The sequence below is a fragment of the Acidaminobacter sp. QWL-03 genome (assembly GCF_058683855.1).
In genome coordinates this window covers 1,282,961-1,302,022 of sequence record NZ_CM178752.1, presented here as the reverse complement: position 1 = coordinate 1,302,022, position 19,062 = coordinate 1,282,961, and the positions used below count along the sequence as shown (strand labels likewise).

Genomic DNA, 19,062 nt, shown 5'->3' with positions numbered 1-19,062 from the left:
GAAACACATGAGGTTCTTAGATCTCGCCAGACAACTGATCAAAGATTACTTTATCATCTTTGGCATTCTGATTATTGGTAGCGTCTTTCTTACTCCGCCTGAAACCATTAATAGGGATTACGTTCTCTTAACCATGACCTTCGCAGCGGTAGGAGACTTGCCCAGCCTTGTGCTTTGGTCAAAAACAGAGCTCACTGAAGAAGGCAGAAAATTGCGGTCGATCGTTCATTTCATTTTGCTCGAGGGCGTCATTCTCATCTATGCCGGCATGACCGGGATTGTTTCAAGCGCACTCGAGGTTGTCCTATTTGCGTTTCAGATTCTGGTCATCTACGGTCTCGTTCGATTCATAACCTGGCGAGGTGACCTGGTCACAGCAAATAAAATCAACAAAAAATTAAAAAATTTTCAAATAAACGATAACCTGGATTAGGCGGACGTCTCAAGTCAAAGCCTTCTCAAACCTTCTACATCCCTCTCCAGCCTCACCAACCTCACCCGCCGCGCCTGAGCTTCAACTTACCCGGCCATTTTTACAACTTACCTATGAAAATGGACAGCTTGGCTTTTTCGTCTTTGCAAGCCATTCGCCAACGGTTATGATGAATCCATTAATTGAAAGTGAGGGATCATCATGGGCATTGTTATCTTGGTTATCATACTGCTTACCGAAATTGCGTTAATGATTTATTGTTTAAAGACCAAGCAGAACCAAAATGAAAAGAGAAGTCAAATCAGAATTGCCGAGTGGCTGATTTTTATGGTCGCCTTAATCACTCCGCTTGTTGAGTGGAGTTTTCGCTGGTATTTCCTAATGGCCGTTTTAACTGCGCTGGCTGTCATTGGCGGTTTTAGACTTTGGATGACTAAGCAAGGACCCAAGCCCTACAACAGAGGCCGTATTGTCATGAAGGGATTTGCCATGATTCTGATGATGGCCTTTGCAGTACTTCCGGCGATTATTTTTCCGCAATATGACAGCCCTGCCATAACTGGCGATCTTCAGGTTCAAACAGTAACCACTACCTTGACAGATCTAAGCCGCATTGAAACCTTTTCAGACAGCGGTGAGCACCGCCAGCTAAATATTCAAATTTGGTACCCACAGGCTACGAATGAAAAATACCCCCTCATTGTCTTTTCCCACGGCGCCTTTGGCGTGAAGATGAGCAACACCTCGACCTTTATGGAACTTGCCAGTCATGGCTATGTCGTATGCGCCATTGACCATCCCTATCATGCTGCTGGGACGGTGGATGGGGAGGGTCGAGTGACCATCGGCAGCAAAAAATTCATACAACAGGTTATGGAGATCAACAGCGACCTTTATGACGAACGGGCACAGTACGAAATTTTCAGTCAGTGGATGACGCTTCGTACGGAGGACATGAATTTTGTCCTGGACCAGCTCCTAAAAGGCCCAGAAACGACTACACCGAAGATTTACAGCCTCATTGACACGGACAAAATTGGTCTGATGGGGCACTCCTTGGGCGGAGCGGCGAGCGCACAGCTTGGGCGCGTCAGGGGAGACATCAGTGCTGTCATCAACCTGGACGGCACCATGCTGGGCGAATATCGACAGAGCGCGACAGGGGAGCCAATCATGAACGAGGTGCCGTTCACGCTGCCGCTGCTCAATTTTTATTCTGAGGATCTGCTCACCGCACTCAAAGCGGAACCTGAAACGGATTACATCAATCACCACATTTCAAAGATTTCGCCGATGGCCTTTGAAACCCACATCCAAGGCAGCAATCACATGAGCTACACGGACTTACCCCTGTTTTCGCCTTTTCTGGCCAACCAACTGTCAGGAATATCCGGCGGCTCCACAGAAGCGAGGGTGGACCCGGCCTATGCAATAGAGACAATGAATAAGCTGGTGCTTGAGTTTTTTGATTGTTTTCTCAAAGATACTGGTGAATTTGCCGCAATGTCGTCTTATTGAACCCACAAAACCGGGAATTGTTGACCACAGGCGCCCGGAAAGTATTGACCAGCAAAACAGGTCGGTCATGTTTTTGCTTTTCTGTTTGGTGAAAAAGTGATAAGGTTAAATTGTTAAATGTCAACCATCACACACACCGGGGGTCACTATGCTGAATTATCGCTCTCTAAAGGACATAGTCTATGATTACATCTCCGAGCAGATCCGCACGAAGGCGCTGAAGCCGGGGGAAAAGATCAATGAAAACATAATTTGCGACGCACTGGAAATTTCGCGCACACCGGTACGGGAGGCGCTGATCCAGCTCAGCAACGAGGGCTACATCGAGCAGATTCCGCGGCGGGGTTTTGTGGTGCGGGAGGTGTCCCTGGAGCGGGCCAATAATATCTATGAGATTATTGGAGTGCTGGAGGCGCTGGCAACCACGGCCTGTTTGAAGCATCCGGAGAGTCTGGATCTTGAGGCCATGCGGGACCTGGCGCGGCAAATGGATCTAGTCATAGACGAAGGGGATTACGACCACTACTATCACCTGCAGAACCGGTTTCACGAATCCTTCATTCAGTCCAGCGGCAACGAGGACTTGATCCGGATTTTGGCCAGCCTGAAGAAGACCTTCATTAAGCGGTCGTATAACCCATCTGGGTCGGAGGCGCTTTATAAGGAGGCGCTGCGCAAAACCAACGAAGAGCACTGGAAGATGCTGGAGCTCTTTGAGGCCGGGGAAGCCGAGGCGCTTTGGCGGTTTGTGCGGGAGGTTCACTGGAACCTCAAATACGCGGATATGGAGATTATGATTTGATAATGCTGAAAATATGGATTCAAGAGTCCCTGATGTCGTTTGTCAGGGACTTTTTTTTACCCTATACAAAGAACGCTGAGCCCATTCATCAGGGAGCTAGCTCTCTTCTGCACGGACTCAGCGTTCTTTGTGCAGCTTAAGTTACAATTCACGTCACCAGACGTGCACCTCGCTTCGCACTGCGCCTCGCTCCGCTCAACTGCGTGCTGCGCTTCGGTCACGGGCTGCGCCCTATACAAAGAACGCTGAGTCCATTCGTCAGGGAGCTAGCTCTCTTCTGCACGGACTCAGGGTTCTTTGTGCAGCTTAAGTTACAATTCGCGTCACCAGACGTGCACCTCGCTTCGCACTGCGCCTCGCTCCGCTCGTCTGCGTGCTGCGCTTCGGTCACGGGCTTCGCCCTATACAAAGAACGCTGCGCCCATTCATCAGAGAGCAAGCTCTCTTCTGCATGGATTCAGCGTTCTTTGTGCAGCTTAAGTTACAATTCGCGTCACCAGACGTGCACCTCGCTTCGCACTGCGCCTCGCTCCGCTCGTCTGCGTGCTGCGCTTCGGTCACGGGCTTCGCCCTATACAAAGAACGCTGAACCCATTCATCAGAGAGCAAGCTCTCTTCTGTATGGATTCAGCGTTTTTTGTGCACGTCTTTTAACTGAAAATTCAAACAACATCTTGACGTGGCCAAATAAATGAACTACAATGAGTTTAATCAATATATAATATATAAAAAACAATAAAAATACAAAACGTCCTATGCATCACCTCACCATCACCAAACCATCATAAGACCTGACGAGGAGAGATCAGCATGCACTACGGAAGTCAATCCATGACCGGAAAACTGAAAACTGTATTGATCAAGCACCCCGAAGTCGCCTTCAAAAACCAAAACACCTTGAACGCAGACTTCGAAGCCTTTGGCTATATTGGCGCGCCAGACTATGAAACCGTCCTCAAAGAGTACAGCGTCTTCGAAGCCGCGCTCAAATCCGAGGGTGCCGAGCTCCTCTATTTGCCGATGGAAGCCAGCGTGGGCCTCGACTCGATCTATGCCCACGACCCGCTGAAGGTCACTAAAAATGGTGCCATTTACTTTCCAATGGGCAAAGCCCTTCGCGCCAAAGAGGCCGCTGCAACCCGCAATTTCCTCGAAGCCAAAGGCATTCCAACGCTGGGCGTTATCGAAGCCCCGGCTATGATTGAAGGCGGCGATATTGTTTGGCTGGATGAGCGCACGGTAGCCATTGGCAGAGGGTACAGAACCAATGACGCAGGCATCGAGGCCTTCCGAAAACTCACGCAGGGCATCGTGGATGAGATCATTGTTGTACCAATGCCCCATGGGGACGGGCCAGAGGCCTGCCTACACCTCATGAGCATCATTTCCATGGTGGACCAGGATCTGGCTGTGGTCTATTCCAAATACATGCCGGTCTTCTTCAGGGAGCTGCTGCTGAAACGCGGCATGACGCTGATCGAGACGCCGGACGCTGAATACGACTACCTGGGGACCAACGTCCTGGCCATTGCACCGCGCGTGGCCGTCATGGTGGAAGGCAACGACGCCGTTAAGAAGGGTCTCGAAGCCTGCGGCGCCAAAGTTTACACCTACCCGGGCAAAGAGGTATCCTATCGCGGCACAGGCGGTCCGACCTGCCTCACAGCACCAATCTGTAGGGAGTAGCTGCCAATAATCTCAGGAGCGTGATCACTTTGGAAACAAGTAAAGAACCTCATCATAAGTCCATTAAAGCCATTGACCCTGAGGCGATTGAAAAAATATTCTACCCTTATGTGGCAATCAATTCCGAATCCGGATCTCCGGCAGAAAACGCAGCCAGCGCTTACGTTTATAGACACTTCAAGGACCATCCTTATTTCGTGAAGCATCCGGACCACTTTGGCCTTTATAAAGTTAAGCATGATCCCCACCAGAGAGAAGTCGCATGGGCTATGATCAAAGGCAGCAGCAACAGGACCATTGTAATGGTTCATCATTTCGACGTCGTGGAGATTGAAGACTTCAAAAACCACAAAGCGTTCGCTTTCAATCCTGAAAATCTCCTCGCTTCGCTGGCAGAGGACCCTGAAGCGATCAGCGAGGAGGCCATGGCGGATTTAAAATCAAATCGATGGATCTTTGGTCGTGGTTCGGCTGACATGAAGGGCGGCGGTTCGATTCAAATGGCCATCATGGACGCCTTTGGCCACCAGGAGGACTTTGATGGCACACTGATCCTGATCGCAGTCTCAGACGAGGAAAATCTTTCAGGCGGCATGCGTTCGGCGGCCTTGCTCCTGGATGAGCTTAAGGACAGTCACCAGCTGGATTACATTCTGATGATCAATTCGGAGCCCCATCAGCGAAAAACGCCGGAATGCGGGATGCTGTCCGGTGGATCCATCGGCAAAATCCTTCCTTTTGTGTATGTAAGAGGGATCCTGGCCCATGCAGGCAAGAGCGCGGAGGGCTTTAACCCAGTTCAGATTTTGAGCGAAATTGTGCGGCGGACAGAAATGAATCCGACCTTGGCGGATGTCGCTGAAGAAGTGGGGGAGATGTCCCCGCCGCCAACTTGGCTGATGGTACGGGACAGCAAAACGACCTATGACGTCTCCATGCCGCTGACGGCATTTGGGTGTATCAGCTTTCAGCCTCTTTCCAGCATGCCGGATCAGATTATCCGCACCCTGGTGGACATGGCGAGATTTTCAGCTGAGGAAGTGGCCGCCCGGGTCAACGTGGCCGCAGACCTTTACAACAAGCATACGAGAAGACCTAAGCGAACGGTTCGGTGGGCACCCGAGGTCCTGACGTTTTCAGAACTGATTCAGCGGTGCGAAGCGCGCTTCGGAGAGCGGTTTCATGCCTTCTATCAAGAAGCGCTTAAAAAAGAAAACGAGTCTATGTACAAGGGCATCGACAATCATGCCGAAGCGACTTGGAATTTGCTTGACAGCATCCTTGACTTTTTAGGAACCGATCAGCCGATGGTCGTCATAGGCGTCGTCCCACCATACTATCCAAGTGTGTCTTATCTCGACCGTCCTGAGCATACGGCGGTCGTCCTTGGGCTGAATCAGGTTCTCAACGCGCTGACGTCTGAGAATTATGGCCAGTCTTACGACCTCGAAGCTTATTTTACAGGGATTTCAGACTTAAGTTATGTCTCTTTAAAACCTGAAGAGGTACAGACCCTGGAGGCGGCTGTTGCAGCTCAGATGCCGCTTTATGGTGATTTCTACGCCATTCCTTTCGACGCCATTGCCAGAAATGCCATGCCATGCATTAACATTGGCCCATGGGGGAAGGACTTCCATAAAATCAGTGAGCGGGTGTTAAAGGAGGATTTGCTGCACAGAACACCGGCTATGGTTCTGAAAGCCATTGAGACCATGTTCAATAAGGCGGTTGACGCTTCAGACCGTACCGGGAGCAAAGGGAGCCACGACAGATCATAGGATTGACAGCATTGATCGCTGCAATGTAAAGAACAACTTAATCTTTGGGAGGAATTCACAATGTTCAAACACACAATTGTACGCCGTCCGGCAAAATCCATGGTTGAAGGCATTACCTCAGCACCCGAGCTCGGAAAGCCTGACCACGCCAATGCCCTGAGGCAGCACGACGCCTACATTGAAGCCCTTAAAGCCTGCGGTGTCGACGTCCTTGTGCTGGACGCCCTTGAGGACTTCCCGGATTCCTGCTTCGTGGAAGACGCAGCTGTCTGCACCCGTGCCTGCGCGATCATTTCGAATCCAGGCGCGGCATCGAGAAACAAGGAAAAGGATTACATTGTAGATGCAGTCAAAAAGTTTTACACTGAAGACCAGATAGAGTACATTCAGGCACCAGGCACCCTCGATGGCGGTGACGTCATGATGGTCGGCGACCACTTTTATGTAGGCCTTTCAGAACGGACTAATCAAGAAGGCATCGATCAGTTCACAAAAGCCCTATCCAAGTATGGCATGACCTGCGAGGCGGTGGAGATGAAGGAAATGCTCCACCTCAAGACGGGACTGGCTTATCTTGAAAACAACAACCTGATCGTGGGCGGGGAATTTATCTCGTCACCGGTGTTTGAAAAGTTCAACAGACTCGAAGTCTCCGAGGATGAAGCCTATTCCTGCAACTGCATCTGGATCAACGACAATGTCATTGTGCCGGCGGGCTATCCAAAGACACAGGCAAAGGTTGAGGCGATGGGCTACAAGGTCATCGTAGTCGACACTTCCGAATTCCGTAAGCTCGATGGCGGGCTGAGCTGTCTGTCGTTGAGGTTTTAGGGGTGGGGACGCGGACAGGTTTCAACTTGGGGACGCGGACAGGTTTCAACTTGGGGACGCGGACGGCAATGTAATTGCAATATAAATCATCGTCTTTGTTCATTATTCATTTCCCGTCACAATCACCTTCACCACCCGCACTGCAATTATTGATCAAAGGAGGAAAAGCATGACTCAGGCAATGATCGAGTATATCGTATGGGAAGTACTTTGGGGAACACCTCTCATTGTGACGGTCCTCACCATCGGCATCTACCTCACGGTTAAAACGGGCTTCTTCCAGTTCCGCTTTGGCGGCTTCGCCATGAAAGAGGCCATCAAAGCCTTCACCGGCGGCAAAGACAAAAAAGACAGCGCTGGCGTCATTTCCTCCTTCCAGGCTATGAGCGTGGCCCTCGGCACCACGGTTGGCGTCGGCAACATAGGCGGCGTCGCGTCGGCCATTGCCATAGGCGGCCCGGGCGCCATCTTCTGGATGTGGGTCGCCGGCGTCCTAGGCACCGTCGTCAAGATGACCGAAATCTCCCTGGCCCTCCACTACCGCTCCCATAACGCCGATGGTTCCGCCTACGGCGGTCCAAACTACTATATGAAAAAGGGCATCGGCATCCAGAAGAAGATGCATGGCGTCGCCAAGTTCCTAAGCGCGCTCTTCGCCTTTGGATTCATGGTCGGCTTCTTCATCAACATCCAGATTTACACGGTGTCTGAAGCCATCGCGTCTACCTTTAGCTTCGACATGATTCCTGTCGCCATTGCCTTCACCGTGATTCTCTACCTCATGATCGCAGGTGGTCTTAAAGGACTTGGCCGCATCGCCGAATACATGGTGCCGTTCATGATCGTCTTTTATTTAGGCGCTGGTCTCTTTATCATTTTTGCGAACATCGGCATGCTCCCTGAAAGCCTTGCGCTCATCTTTGGCAGCGCCTTCACTGGCACCGCTGCCGTAGGCGGCTTCGCAGGCGCCGCGTTCTCCCACGCCATCAAGACCGGTATGGCCCGCTCCGTCTTCTCCAACGAAGCCGGCTGGGGCTCCGCGCCGATGGTCCACGCCTCCGCCAAAGTCGACCACCCACTGAAGCAAGGCATCCTCGGCGTCTTCGAAGTCACCGTGGATACCCTGTTCATCTGCTCCATCACCGCCCTGGTCATCATGGTCACCGGCCAGTGGAGCTCAGGCCTCTCCGGCGCCGAACTGACGCTGACTGCGTTTGAAACCGGCATTGGCTCCGCGGGCCGAATCGTTCTGGCCTTTGGCACCTTCCTCTTCGGAATCACCACCGCCAGCGGCCTCTTCGCCCAAATGGAAGTCGTCGTCCGCTTCCTGATTGGCGACAACCCTCGCAAATCCACCATCCTGAACGTCTACAAGTGGACCTATCCACTCCCGGGCCTCGCCCTGGTCATGATCGCCGTCTACTACGCATTCCCAGGCACCACCGTCTGGCTCTTCTCCGACATGTCCACTGCCCTGCCAATCTTCGCCAACATTGTGGCATTGGGCATCCTGAGCCCGAAATTCTCCGAGCTCCTCAAGGACTACAAAGCCCGCTACATGGGCATAGGCAAAGTCGACCCGAACTTCAAAGTTTTCTACGAGGAAGTGCCGGGGGCTGCTTTGGCTTCTGATGCCACTGATGCCACTGACGCCAGAGAAAAGGCATAATTCTGCCGATGGTCACTAAAACCAAAGGTTGATAGGAAACTGGGGGTTGATAGGCGACAGCCGCAGACACCGAGTTTCACCCACCCAGGTTCACCCAAAAGGTAAAAATCCCAGATCTCCCGCGTCGCCGCGGAAGATCTGGGATTTTCTTTTTTTTGGAAGCGTCACACAACGAGAACTCATGTGGAAACTCGGTGTCAGACACCAAGTTTCTACTGATACCAAGTCTCTCCTGACACTAAGTTACACCAGACACCAAGTTTCCCCTCTCAAGCCCAACTCGCCCATCAAGGCGTCGTGCTTTTTTCCCTCAAATCCGGATCGTTGTCATACCCCCGACTTTCCCAGTACCCTGCGTAGTCGGCATCCTCAGAAAGCTCGATCTCGTTGACCCACCGGGCCCATTTGTAGCCTAGTTTGTCTTCGGCAATGACAATAAAAGGATAGCCAAGGGCCGCCGGCAGCTGGAGCCCATTGGACTTGTAGGCCAGCAGCATGTCCCGCTCCAGTATGGTTTCCAGCGGCATGGAGGTCGTGTAATTGTCGACGCAGTGAAAAATGACTGTGACGGCGTCCGGCTGAACACCGGCGGGCTCGATCAGATCTGCGAGTCTCACGCCTTCCCACAGGACAGTGGCGTCCCAACCCTCAACGCAGTGCAGGGTGATCAGCCTTTCGTAAGGCGTCAGAGCCAGCACCTCATCATAGGTATAAGTCAGTGGCGTGTCTATGAGGCCAGTGACATTCAATTCATAGATTTCAATGTTGACCTGCTGAATGCCGCTGATGGAGTTGTCTCTGGGGCCTATTGAAGGATCAAGGCGCATCCCTTCATAGTCGCGAATTTCAAGCTCTTGATAACGCTTTTCGGTGGCGCTTGTGACGCCGTCAGGACCGGGTGGTTCTGGACCGCCAATGCTGCTGCATGCGGCGAGGAGGAGAAGGAGGGACACCAGGAGGAGAAGGAAGCGGTGTCGGGGAAGGAGACGGGGGTGGGCTGGATGACGAGGCGGGTTATGTAATGGGCTGAGCTTCATAACGGGCTCTCCTTTCTTAAACTTGGAAAGACGGGGAAATGTGATTACATAATAGATTTACTGATCCATTTATACCCCCAAACCTTAAATAATCATTAAATGTGTAGGGGCTGATTTCAAAAGCTGTCCGCGTTGCTGAGTCAAAAGTTGTCCGCGTCCCCGAATCTGATGCTGTCCGCGTCCCCAACTCCGTTTTCGTCCGCGTCCCCCAACCACTAAATCCCTATCTTCCATTCCTTCCAAAATTATGCTATGCTTAAACCGTACCACCGCTTCACCCACAACTTCATAGACAGTCTTATCAAGAGTCAGGGTAGAGGTTCAGCTCTATGACCCTGCGCCAACCTGCTGTAAAGCAAGGTGGTCCAGCTGAAAGCGATAAGGAGGGAGCTACATGACCTAACTTCTTTTGCTTGAAAGAGGTTTTTTTGTTTTTTGAAATCCTGATGTTCACCCAAAGGCAAAAACAAAACAAGGCTTATGCCTATGATCACCCATCCATCCACCCATAAACCCCCACAAAGGAGCGCTCTGAATGTCCAATTATAATAATTTCACAGCCAATAGCCTCGAGTCCCATGATCTCAATGCCCATGAGCTTTCAAACGACTCCCCTTCACCAACCCCGCGCTACAAGCGCGTCCAGGGCGGCAACAGCTGGGCCAGCGCCATGTTCAGGTTCAACGCAGACAGCTTCACCTACGCCGCACGACTGATCGAAAACCTCGACCGCTTCCACTTCAATAGCCGCGGCGACCTGACCTCAGTCTTGAGAACAGCCTCAGCCCCAGTCGAAGCCCAAGCCCCAACCGAAGCCCCAATCGCCAACTCACCTCAAAGCTCAACCCCAAACCCCGCCCAACAACCCACAGCTCCGCAAACCCTCATCTTCTACTGCCGCGGTATTGAAATCGCTGTCTTCACCGAAGACGACATCGAAATCAAACGCGCCACCGCTGCCTATGCCTTCGACGACCATCTCATAGAAAATTTAAGAGCCTTCGGCATCCCTGAAGCGTTTAAAATCCCTCTGCATAGGGAAAAAGAACAAAGTCAGAAGAAGTAACACAACCGTGGCTATCCCGCGAACGCACTATCAAATACTATGTCCATACCCCAACTTCCATGCCAGTCTCAGGCCTCAACCTGAGGCCCCAACCTAAAATTCCAAACTTCCAACCCCCAAGCCCCCAACCCCCCCCCCTGAAAGCGAGGTCCCTCCCATGATCCGAAAACTCACCGAAGCCGACCGTCAAACCACCCTGGGCTTCCTCCTGGAAGAACCTGAGATCAACCTTTTCGCCATAGGTGACATAGAACGCTTCGGCTTCGACACCCACTTCCAAACCCTCTGGGGCGACTTCGAAGCCGACACGGATCATCTCCAGGCTGTCCTCCTTCGCTACGAAAGCAACTACATTCCCTATTTCAAAACCCCTCACTACAACCCGGCCGTCTTTGCCAACATCATGCTTTCAGATCCCGACTTCCGAATGCTCTCCGGCCGCCTGCCCCTGGTCCGTAAAGTCCAGGAAGCCTTAGCCAAAGCCACCGAAGCCCTGGACCGCCCTGAACCGACCTATATAGAAAAGGTCACCTACTTCTGTAAATTGACCGAAGCCACCCATCTCAGCCCTGAAAATCCAGCCCCAACCATCAAAATTGCCACACCAGACGACGCCTCCCGTATCCTCGACCTCATCAAAGACATTGATGAATTCAGCGACTCTATCACCACCACTGAGCAGCGGATCCGTGAAAATATAGAAACAGGCGCCTCCCGCGTCTATTTTATAGAAGACACCGCCGGCCGCCTCCTGACCGTCTCCCAGACCGCCGCCGAAAACTCCGCCTCCGCCATGATCGTGGGCGTCGCGACCCGCAAGGACATGCGCGCCCAAGGCCTGATGAGCCGGTGCCTCTCCAGCCTCTGCCGCGACCTCCTCGCAGAAGGCAAAACCCTCTGCCTCTTCTACGACAACCCCCGCGCCGGCTCCGTCTACCATCGCCTGGGCTTCGAAACCATTGACCAGTGGCTCATGCTGATCAAACGTTAATCCTTCCTTAATTGTATTTATTTCACCCTTGGTGTATAGTGGTGCTATAATCCAGTTGAGAATGGGTATCATCTAACCAAACCCACCTCAGCACCCCATTAAGAAAAGTGGTGAAACCTCATGCAAAAATCCAAAAGCTTAAAAAAGATTCTCCCGATGGTCACCTTAGTTCTCCTCCTCACCTTGGCAGCAACCCTGACGGCATGTGCACCGGCAGCAGAACCACCTGCCATTCCACCCATTTCAGAAACGCCGGCGACGCCTGAACCGTCGTCGAAAACCCCGGTAAAACCAACACTCCCGCAAGCGCAGGAGAAGTTATTTGAACCAGCGGGGTCAGACCCGTGGCGCGACTATAGCTTCGAACCCGCCTCCATAAAGACTTGGATCAATGAAGAGGGCGACGACATCCTCGACGTCTGGGTCCGCATTGACTTCAAAAATAATCCCGGTACTGTAGTTCGTGATGAACAGCAGTGGCATATCGATTTCAAGAATAATCGCTACAAAGTCTCTGACACTTTCTCGTTTGATGCCGATGGCAACTACTGCGAGACGTGACACCTCGCCTATGAGGATGTCTCGTGGAGAGATCCAGTGGAAGGCAGTCCGGGCTTTATCGTGCTGACTGCAGTAAAAGCGTATGTAGAGGAATAATTCAAAGGGGAGGCGACAATGGCGGCGGCAGCCGCTGTTGTCGCTTCCATTTATTTAATGGAAAGCCCACAGATCCCAGCGCGCCAAAGAGGCGCTGGGATCTGTGGGCTTTAAGTTGAAAAAAAGCACAGCATTTCTTAATTCATTTTGTCATATCAACAACTCATGAGTTGACTACTCATAAGTAGACTACTCATAAGTAGTCATTTCTCACGAAATGTCAGCTTAGCGAATACTGCAAAAACCAATCTGTTTAACCTCTCCACTGCAGGGAAAAGATATTAATAACGCTCCAGCAAATAAAAACCCGAAACCATCCTTGGGGGTGAGTCCATGTACACACAAGATCTCGACGACTACCTTTCCACCCGCTATGACAACGACGGAGACTTCTGGGCCACACCGGATCTTAAAATCGGCGTTGGCGGCCCGTATAGTACTTTAAACGCGCTCCTCATCTTGAGCGAGTTTGACCTGGCTGACGACCATGACAACACCATCAACGCCGCCACCCGCACCGACCTTAATGAAGCCTTACAAGGTGCCGCCAATATTGTCCTCGACTGTATTCAAAAAGACGGCCGTGTACGAGTCGCTCCCAAAAGGCGCCATTTATCCCTGCCATACCGCCCTTGCTGCCGCTGCCCTCTGCCGAAACGGCTATGCCCGGGATGAGCGTGTGATCTCATCACTAAACTACCTCATCAGCAATCCCTACGAAGACGGTGGTTGGCGCTGCAACAAATTCATCTGGGGAAGGGGACCGGAAACCGAACATTCAAACCCCGGCGTCACCCTCTGGGCACTGGATGCCTTCCGCTCTGCCGTCTGGAACAATAAAGAGACGTCCCTGGACCGCGCCGTCGAGACCCTCCTGGACCACTGGACCGTCCGCGTTCCAACAGGACCATGCCATTTTGGCATAGGCGGGCAGTACATGAAAGTCGAATATCCCTTCCTCCGCTACAACCTGTTCTATACCACCTGCGTCCTATCCTTCTATAAAGCAGCTAAGCACGATCCTCGTTTTCTCGAGATGCTCGACGCCCTCCGCGGGAAGTTGGATGATAATGGTCAGCTGGTTGTCGAGCGGCCGCATACCAAACTGGCAAAGCTCAAGTTCTGCAAGATAGGTGAGCCTTCAGAGATGGCCACTGGGAGGTATGGGGAGATTTTGGCGAATTTGAAGCGATAATGTTTTTGCCGATGGTTCCTCCAACGCACACCATCCCAAGATATTCGATGTAAAGCCAAAAAGAGTCATCCTCTTTAAGTCGCCTCACTTTGAATTACAAAATTAAAAATTGCAAATATAAACAGATTATATGTTTACAACAGCAATTCGAATGATATAATTAAATTGGAGGTGAGGCTATGAAGCTGCTTAAAATTGAATTTGAAAACATTGGAATCTTTGAAAAAGGTTTTACGTTCGATTTAACTGCCACGGATAGAGTGACTGAATCCAGTCAAGTTGCCAAAATATATAAGTCAATTTACTCACAGAATGTAGTGGCCGTAACAGGTCCAAATGCTTCAGGCAAAACCTCACTATTAAAACTTCTAAGACTGGCTTTTAAAATTGTAATTCATAACGCAGGGCTTGATGACATTAGCCCTATTAACGGTGTTATAAAAGATGGAACGATCATGAAAGTTGACTTTTATAATGAAAGTATTTTTTATCGATTGATCTCCACTATAGGAATACAGGACCAATTGCAGGACAATAAGTACTATTTCAAAGATGAAATTGTCTATTCAAAAGTTAAATCGGAAGTAAGAAATAAGGAGAGCGTTAATGAATTTGAGAAAATCCTTTTAAGAAGAAGTGATGTAACAAATAGCAAAAATAGCTTTTTAAAACCTCAAGACAGTATAGTATCGATCTTTACTCGAAATGATGTCATATATAGAGATACCATCAGCGCGACGAATATCAATATTTACCATAATAGAGGGAATGACATCATGCCCTTTGTCAATTTGTTTGACAACAGCATTGAATTTATCAAATCAAACAATGAAGAATGTGAGATCAAATTTAAGAATAAAGATAAAAAGTATACAACTAACATTTTTGAAACTGAAAATTATTTGTCCTCCGGCACAATAAAAGGAAGCAACCTTTTTTTTACAATTGCATTAGTCATGAAAACCGGTGGTTATTTAATCATTGATGAAATTGAGAATCATATACAAAAAAAACTTGTCCAGATTCTGATTGGTCTTTTTACAGACGAGGAGATCAATAGAGTCGGAGCTACTCTCATTTTCTCGACGCACTATTCTGAGATCATCGATGTGATTGATAGAAAAGACAATATTTACGTACTTGTAAGAGATCAGGACTTCGTCAGTAAAGTCATCAAATATTCGGAATTAGTAAATAGAAATGATATTAAAAAAAGTGAAATTCTGTTGTCGAATTATATCGACGGCACGTCTCCAAGCTATGAACTCATTAAAGATGTGAAGGAGCTATTATGCAAATTGGTGAATTCATAAGTGGACAGCATTATGTACTTTGTATATGCGAGGGAAGGGCAGAAGAGGACTTAATAAACTATTTGCTTGAGAACGACCTTCTGATATTCAAAAGACAGGATCTGCTTTTTGAGAAAATCACCCGTACAAGAGCTGTTAAGAAGATTCAAGATGAGTTCTTGAGTTTATACTTTGAAAAACCTGTCATTATAATTAGAATTGTCGACTCAAAGAATGAGAAGTTTAAATTAGATGCTGTCTATGAAGATCGCTATAAAGATAAAGTCTTTAATATTATCACAAGACCAGAAATTGAAATTCTGATCGTTATCAAAAAAGGAGATTACGGACGTTATTCAAGAAAGCATAAGTCAAAAAACAAGCCAAGTGAATTTTGCCAAGCTGAATACGGAATTAAGAATATTAAGTCTATTGGCCGCTTTATTTGTGAGTTTGAAAATGTAGAACAAATTTTGGACGCTATAAAAACTTATAAAAGTCTAACCAATTATAAAGAGCTTAGTTTGAGTGACCTCCTAAATAAGGACGTATAAAGCATGCATGTTTACGCCACATAACTGTATGTCTGCGAAAACGTATTTCTCTGGGCATCAAAAACCAAGCGCCTCACACTCCTTCAGCGTACTCCAGCTGAAGGGTGTGGGGCGCTTTGATTTTATATCTACTTCCCCTTCATCCCCACCGCAATCACCGCTGTGATTGGTATCGTGAGCACCAGCCCAATCGTTCCTGCCAAGGACCGGACAATCTCCGTGGCAATCAAATCCAGATTGATGATCCGCGCCAGCGGCGTGTCATAAGCCATAAAAATCAGCAGCAGGGGAATAGAGCTGCCCGTATAAGCCAGGATCAGCGTATTGCTCATAGTTCCCATGATGTCCTTGCCCACGGTCATGCCCGCTGCGAATAGCGCCTTACTTTTCAGAAGAGGATTCGCCCTGTGCACCTCGTCAATGGCTGAGGATATCGACATGGCCACGTCCATAACTGCCCCAAGGGCGCCCAGCAAAATCCCGGAAAACATAAGCTCTTTAAAGTTGAATACTGTTCCTTGAGGGATGTACAGCAGCATCCCGGCTTCCTCTCCGGACAGTCCGGTCAGCCGCACCATGGAGCCCACCGTATAGGCCAGAACCCCTGCAATAATAACCCCCAGGGACGCCCCTATAATGGCCGCGTAGCTCTTGCGCTGAAACCCGCTGATCACCAGGTAAGTCACAATATTGATGACCACCGCAATCAGCACTGTAATCAAAATAGGGCTGTACCCCGCCAGCAGCGCCGGCAGCAGCACCTTGTAAACCAGGGTCATGGTGATCACCAGCGTCACAATGGTTTTCAGCCCCTGCATCCGCCCAATGGCCAGCACACACAGCAGAAAGAATCCGGCCAGCCAGTAAATGTAGGTATCCCGCACATAGTCCGAGACATACACCACAAAATCCCCCGAATCCGGGTACTCCTCGATGTGTACCATGACCTTGTCGCCCTCTGACACCGGCAGCTCATAAATCGAGTTGCCGCTGAGGACATTGATGGTCTCCGTAATCTGACCCTTGAATTTCCCCGTCAGGATCTCCAGCTGCACCGTCTGCTCCAGCGTAATTTGCTCCTCTGGATCAGGGGTCCGCTCCACCACAGACAGCACCCGGGCTTTTTCCGAGTGCGTAATATAGTCCTCATCCACCTCAGGCACTTCCGCCATGTCTTCCTCTAACTGCACTTCTTCAGAGATTTCGCCGATGGTCCCTGTGTCAGACACCACGCCCTCATCACTAACGCTGTCCGCCCAAACGCCGCTCATTCCAAAGGGAATGGTCAGCATTAGCGCCAACAACAGTATGATTCCAGTAGTTCTATAACTTTTAAATTTTAAGTTCCTTCGCATAAACTGCCACCTCACAATGCCTATAGTTTACCATTAGACCCCCTTCAGACACAAGGCGGGCGTCACATTGTTACCGCTTCTTAAGGGACTTGGAAGCCCTTATGAAATCTCTTAATAATTTCCATTAAATGTTATGTAAATATAAGGATTAATTAATAGTAAATCCCTAAAAACTTCTTTACACAATGTACATTTTTAGGTACAATCCTTTGGGGAAGGAAATTAATCCCAGTTTTATGTCAACGACTGCGACTTCGGATCCAGGGAGGTGATCCAGCGTCAATCGAGCACCGGTCGGATAAACAAAGCGCTTCAAATGACAATTGAGACGGGCACACAGTAATGTAATCGACAACCACTTTAGCAATCATCGCAGAAGGAGTGGCACTACATGAAGGCAAGCCGTCAGAGCAAAGTGAGAAATCTATTGTCTATGCTGTTAAGTATTATCATGATTTTTGGAAGCGCTTCTATGATTACAAGTTTAGCCGCAATAACCGACCCGCCGACGCACTGGGTCAGGCAGTCACCTGGCATTACGGAAGAATGGTATCCTCTGATTGACGAATTCGAGTCACTTGGTCTGCTGGACGCGCCTATGACCCGAGGGGCTTTTGAAATCCTCATTCAGAACAGCTTTGAGGGCCTTGAAGCCTTTGAAATTCCAAGCGGAATCAGTGAAAGCTCCGAAGTCACAGCAACACTCAATGTCACAAGAATGGAAGGCGCCTTCTACCTTCATCATCTGATGAAAGCTGAAAGAATCCTGGAGCAGCAGCTTTATACGGATCAGCCGGATATTCCACAGTGGGCTCTGGAGTCTGTCCTGGGGATGACTCAAAAGGGGATCTTTAAAGGCTTCCCGGATGGATCCTTCAAAAGCCGTCAGTGGCTCACCCATGCTGAGGCCATTTGTCTGGTGGCAAAGTCTCAGCTGCAGTGGATGAGAGAAGGATTGACGGCCATAGTGCCAAAACCGGTTCCGCTGGGTGAGCCGGTGGTTACAGAGCCGGTAGTCGAGACGCCAATAGCCGATGGGACGGAGCCTGATCCCACACCAAATCCTGAGCCAACACCGGCACCGGAACCACAGCCTGAACCACAACCTCAACCTCAGCCGGTGCCAGATCCAACCCCTGAACCCGAACCTCCCGTCACTACAGAGCCTCCGGTTGTCTCTGAGCCTCCGGCGGATACAGAACCAGCCGAAACGCCAGAAGAGCCTGCAGAACCTGTTGAGCCAGTGATTGAAGCGCCTCAGCCGGATCCGGTCCTACAACCGGAAGACCCGCAGCCAACGGATCCTCAGCCCGAAAATCCACAACCCTTAGATCCGCAGCCTGAAGAGCCGCAAACCGAAGACCCTCAGTCTGAGGTACCGGAAGTAAAACCAACTCACACCGCAGAAATCCTTATGCTCCTGCCGGAGGGCAAAACGCACTATGCTTACGTTCCCATTGAGCTTTATCTGATAGATCCGGATCTCAACACAGATCCAAACGTCGTTGAGACGGCTGAAGTGCTGATGTTCTCCTACGATTACTTCGAAAGTGTCATTACCATGACAGAAATCAGTGCGGACAGCGATCATTTCTTGGCTTGGATTACACCGGTCTTTGAACCGGGGGAGGATCCATTTGAGTTCAGGGTATGTGAGTTCTATACCATTGGAGCTTACATAGATTACTATGATCCGGTGAATGCTGAAGGCGTAACGCATTATTTGAGGTCCATGTCCTTTGATGTGCAGCCGTTTGTGTATTAAATAAAGAAGGCGCCAGTCAGACAGTCGGATACGGCTTCTGCTGGCGCATTATTATTCATAAAAATACGGAGAAAAGGATAACATAATACGTTTTCCTAACATTTCACCATATTTTCTCAACATTTTTATAGGTTCGACATTATTCGACCTACAAATTTTCTGAAGATATGCTATAGTTGTTAATGGCGATATAAACTTGTAATTATATAGGTTACTAACACATTTGGTAAACCGTGGGAAACCATGGGACACAAAGCTAGAGGGGCTTCCTCCAATCGGAAAAGTCAGCCAGTTGCAACATATTAACGGCAGCTATGGACTGTCGTTTTTTTGTGCAAATTATCATTTATGTATTTATATTGAAAATATGTTAATTCGACATTAAAACCTAACATTCGACAATTGTAATCGTGTATAATAAATGACGGCGTAT

The 19,062-nt window shown here is 49.5% G+C and carries 16 protein-coding genes and 1 riboswitch; of the genes, 14 read left to right on the top strand and 2 right to left on the bottom strand.

Translation table 11 applies throughout. From position 1 onward, the window contains the following. Window positions 1-7: 7 nt before the first annotated feature. The 7 genes from AC4PHM_RS05875 to AC4PHM_RS05845 all read left to right on the top strand — a co-directional run bounded on the left by AC4PHM_RS05875 (window position 8) and on the right by AC4PHM_RS05845 (window position 8,717). Window positions 8-433 carry a hypothetical protein gene (locus tag AC4PHM_RS05875; protein WP_492019980.1) on the top strand — a complete coding sequence of 142 codons (426 nt, stop codon included), beginning with the start codon at window positions 8-10 and terminating at the stop codon, window positions 431-433. Between the two features lie 201 nt (window positions 434-634). Continuing rightward, the gene (locus tag AC4PHM_RS05870) at window positions 635-1,951 is read left to right on the top strand and encodes an alpha/beta hydrolase family protein (protein WP_492019978.1); all 1,317 of its coding nucleotides are present in this window, start codon (window positions 635-637) and stop codon (window positions 1,949-1,951) included. 148 nt (window positions 1,952-2,099) lie between these two features. Further along, on the top strand, window positions 2,100-2,753 hold the full coding sequence (locus AC4PHM_RS05865) for a GntR family transcriptional regulator (protein ID WP_492019977.1): 654 nt from the start codon (window positions 2,100-2,102) through the stop codon (window positions 2,751-2,753). A gap of 810 nt (window positions 2,754-3,563) precedes the next feature. Beyond that, complete coding sequence (locus AC4PHM_RS05860; RefSeq protein ID WP_492019976.1) at window positions 3,564-4,439, top strand: dimethylarginine dimethylaminohydrolase family protein; 876 nt, start codon at window positions 3,564-3,566, stop codon at window positions 4,437-4,439. A 29-nt stretch (window positions 4,440-4,468) separates the two neighbouring features. Then, entirely contained in the window at window positions 4,469-6,217 is a 1,749-nt protein-coding gene (locus AC4PHM_RS05855) for a M20/M25/M40 family metallo-hydrolase (protein ID WP_492019974.1), read from the top strand. A 60-nt stretch (window positions 6,218-6,277) separates the two neighbouring features. Then, a complete protein-coding gene (locus AC4PHM_RS05850) occupies window positions 6,278-7,048 on the top strand; it encodes a dimethylarginine dimethylaminohydrolase family protein (protein ID WP_492019973.1) in 771 nt (256 codons plus the stop codon). A 169-nt stretch (window positions 7,049-7,217) separates the two neighbouring features. Then, complete coding sequence (locus tag AC4PHM_RS05845; protein WP_492019972.1) at window positions 7,218-8,717, top strand: alanine/glycine:cation symporter family protein; 1,500 nt, start codon at window positions 7,218-7,220, stop codon at window positions 8,715-8,717. Between the two features lie 287 nt (window positions 8,718-9,004). On the opposite strand, the gene AC4PHM_RS05840 is transcribed toward AC4PHM_RS05845, so the two are convergent. Then, entirely contained in the window at window positions 9,005-9,754 is a 750-nt protein-coding gene (locus AC4PHM_RS05840; RefSeq protein WP_492019971.1) for a molybdopterin-dependent oxidoreductase, read from the bottom strand. A 535-nt stretch (window positions 9,755-10,289) separates the two neighbouring features. Between AC4PHM_RS05840 and AC4PHM_RS05835 the strand changes: the two genes are divergently transcribed. The 6 genes from AC4PHM_RS05835 to AC4PHM_RS05810 all read left to right on the top strand — a co-directional run bounded on the left by AC4PHM_RS05835 (window position 10,290) and on the right by AC4PHM_RS05810 (window position 15,509). Then, window positions 10,290-10,820, top strand: a complete 531-nt coding sequence (locus AC4PHM_RS05835) for a hypothetical protein (protein ID WP_492019969.1) — start codon at window positions 10,290-10,292, stop codon at window positions 10,818-10,820. 157 nt (window positions 10,821-10,977) lie between these two features. Continuing rightward, entirely contained in the window at window positions 10,978-11,811 is an 834-nt protein-coding gene (locus tag AC4PHM_RS05830) for a GNAT family N-acetyltransferase (protein ID WP_492019968.1), read from the top strand. A 120-nt stretch (window positions 11,812-11,931) separates the two neighbouring features. Further along, a complete protein-coding gene (locus AC4PHM_RS05825) occupies window positions 11,932-12,372 on the top strand; it encodes a hypothetical protein (protein ID WP_492019967.1) in 441 nt (146 codons plus the stop codon). Between the two features lie 583 nt (window positions 12,373-12,955). After that, a complete protein-coding gene (locus tag AC4PHM_RS05820) occupies window positions 12,956-13,663 on the top strand; it encodes a prenyltransferase (protein ID WP_492019966.1) in 708 nt (235 codons plus the stop codon). Between the two features lie 179 nt (window positions 13,664-13,842). Continuing rightward, window positions 13,843-14,976: an AAA family ATPase gene (locus AC4PHM_RS05815; protein WP_492019965.1), complete on the top strand. Its 1,134-nt coding sequence runs from the start codon at window positions 13,843-13,845 to the stop codon at window positions 14,974-14,976. Continuing rightward, window positions 14,955-15,509 carry a hypothetical protein gene (locus tag AC4PHM_RS05810; protein WP_492019964.1) on the top strand — a complete coding sequence of 185 codons (555 nt, stop codon included), beginning with the start codon at window positions 14,955-14,957 and terminating at the stop codon, window positions 15,507-15,509. Before AC4PHM_RS05815 ends, AC4PHM_RS05810 begins: the two co-directional genes overlap by 22 nt. Before the next feature lie 128 nt (window positions 15,510-15,637). On the opposite strand, the gene AC4PHM_RS05805 is transcribed toward AC4PHM_RS05810, so the two are convergent. Beyond that, on the bottom strand, window positions 15,638-16,864 hold the full coding sequence (locus AC4PHM_RS05805) for a YibE/F family protein (protein WP_492019963.1): 1,227 nt from the start codon (window positions 16,862-16,864) through the stop codon (window positions 15,638-15,640). Between the two features lie 391 nt (window positions 16,865-17,255). On the opposite strand from AC4PHM_RS05805, the gene AC4PHM_RS05800 reads away from it, so the two are divergent. Then, complete coding sequence (locus AC4PHM_RS05800) at window positions 17,256-18,629, top strand: S-layer homology domain-containing protein (RefSeq protein ID WP_492019962.1); 1,374 nt, start codon at window positions 17,256-17,258, stop codon at window positions 18,627-18,629. Between the two features lie 215 nt (window positions 18,630-18,844). Next, window positions 18,845-18,929: riboswitch (cyclic di-GMP riboswitch) on the top strand. Window positions 18,930-19,062 lie beyond the last annotated feature (133 nt).

Coding starts and splice junctions, on each gene's coding strand:
- AC4PHM_RS05875 (WP_492019980.1), top strand. CDS start 8: ATGAGGTTCTTAGATCTCGCCAGACAACTGATCAAAGATTACTTTATC.
- AC4PHM_RS05870 (WP_492019978.1), top strand. CDS start 635: ATGGGCATTGTTATCTTGGTTATCATACTGCTTACCGAAATTGCGTTA.
- AC4PHM_RS05865 (WP_492019977.1), top strand. CDS start 2,100: ATGCTGAATTATCGCTCTCTAAAGGACATAGTCTATGATTACATCTCC.
- AC4PHM_RS05860 (WP_492019976.1), top strand. CDS start 3,564: ATGCACTACGGAAGTCAATCCATGACCGGAAAACTGAAAACTGTATTG.
- AC4PHM_RS05850 (WP_492019973.1), top strand. CDS start 6,278: ATGTTCAAACACACAATTGTACGCCGTCCGGCAAAATCCATGGTTGAA.
- AC4PHM_RS05845 (WP_492019972.1), top strand. CDS start 7,218: ATGACTCAGGCAATGATCGAGTATATCGTATGGGAAGTACTTTGGGGA.
- AC4PHM_RS05840 (WP_492019971.1), bottom strand. CDS start 9,754: ATGAAGCTCAGCCCATTACATAACCCGCCTCGTCATCCAGCCCACCCC.
- AC4PHM_RS05835 (WP_492019969.1), top strand. CDS start 10,290: ATGTCCAATTATAATAATTTCACAGCCAATAGCCTCGAGTCCCATGAT.
- AC4PHM_RS05830 (WP_492019968.1), top strand. CDS start 10,978: ATGATCCGAAAACTCACCGAAGCCGACCGTCAAACCACCCTGGGCTTC.
- AC4PHM_RS05825 (WP_492019967.1), top strand. CDS start 11,932: ATGCAAAAATCCAAAAGCTTAAAAAAGATTCTCCCGATGGTCACCTTA.
- AC4PHM_RS05820 (WP_492019966.1), top strand. CDS start 12,956: ATGACAACACCATCAACGCCGCCACCCGCACCGACCTTAATGAAGCCT.
- AC4PHM_RS05815 (WP_492019965.1), top strand. CDS start 13,843: ATGAAGCTGCTTAAAATTGAATTTGAAAACATTGGAATCTTTGAAAAA.
- AC4PHM_RS05810 (WP_492019964.1), top strand. CDS start 14,955: ATGCAAATTGGTGAATTCATAAGTGGACAGCATTATGTACTTTGTATA.
- AC4PHM_RS05805 (WP_492019963.1), bottom strand. CDS start 16,864: ATGCGAAGGAACTTAAAATTTAAAAGTTATAGAACTACTGGAATCATA.
- AC4PHM_RS05800 (WP_492019962.1), top strand. CDS start 17,256: ATGAAGGCAAGCCGTCAGAGCAAAGTGAGAAATCTATTGTCTATGCTG.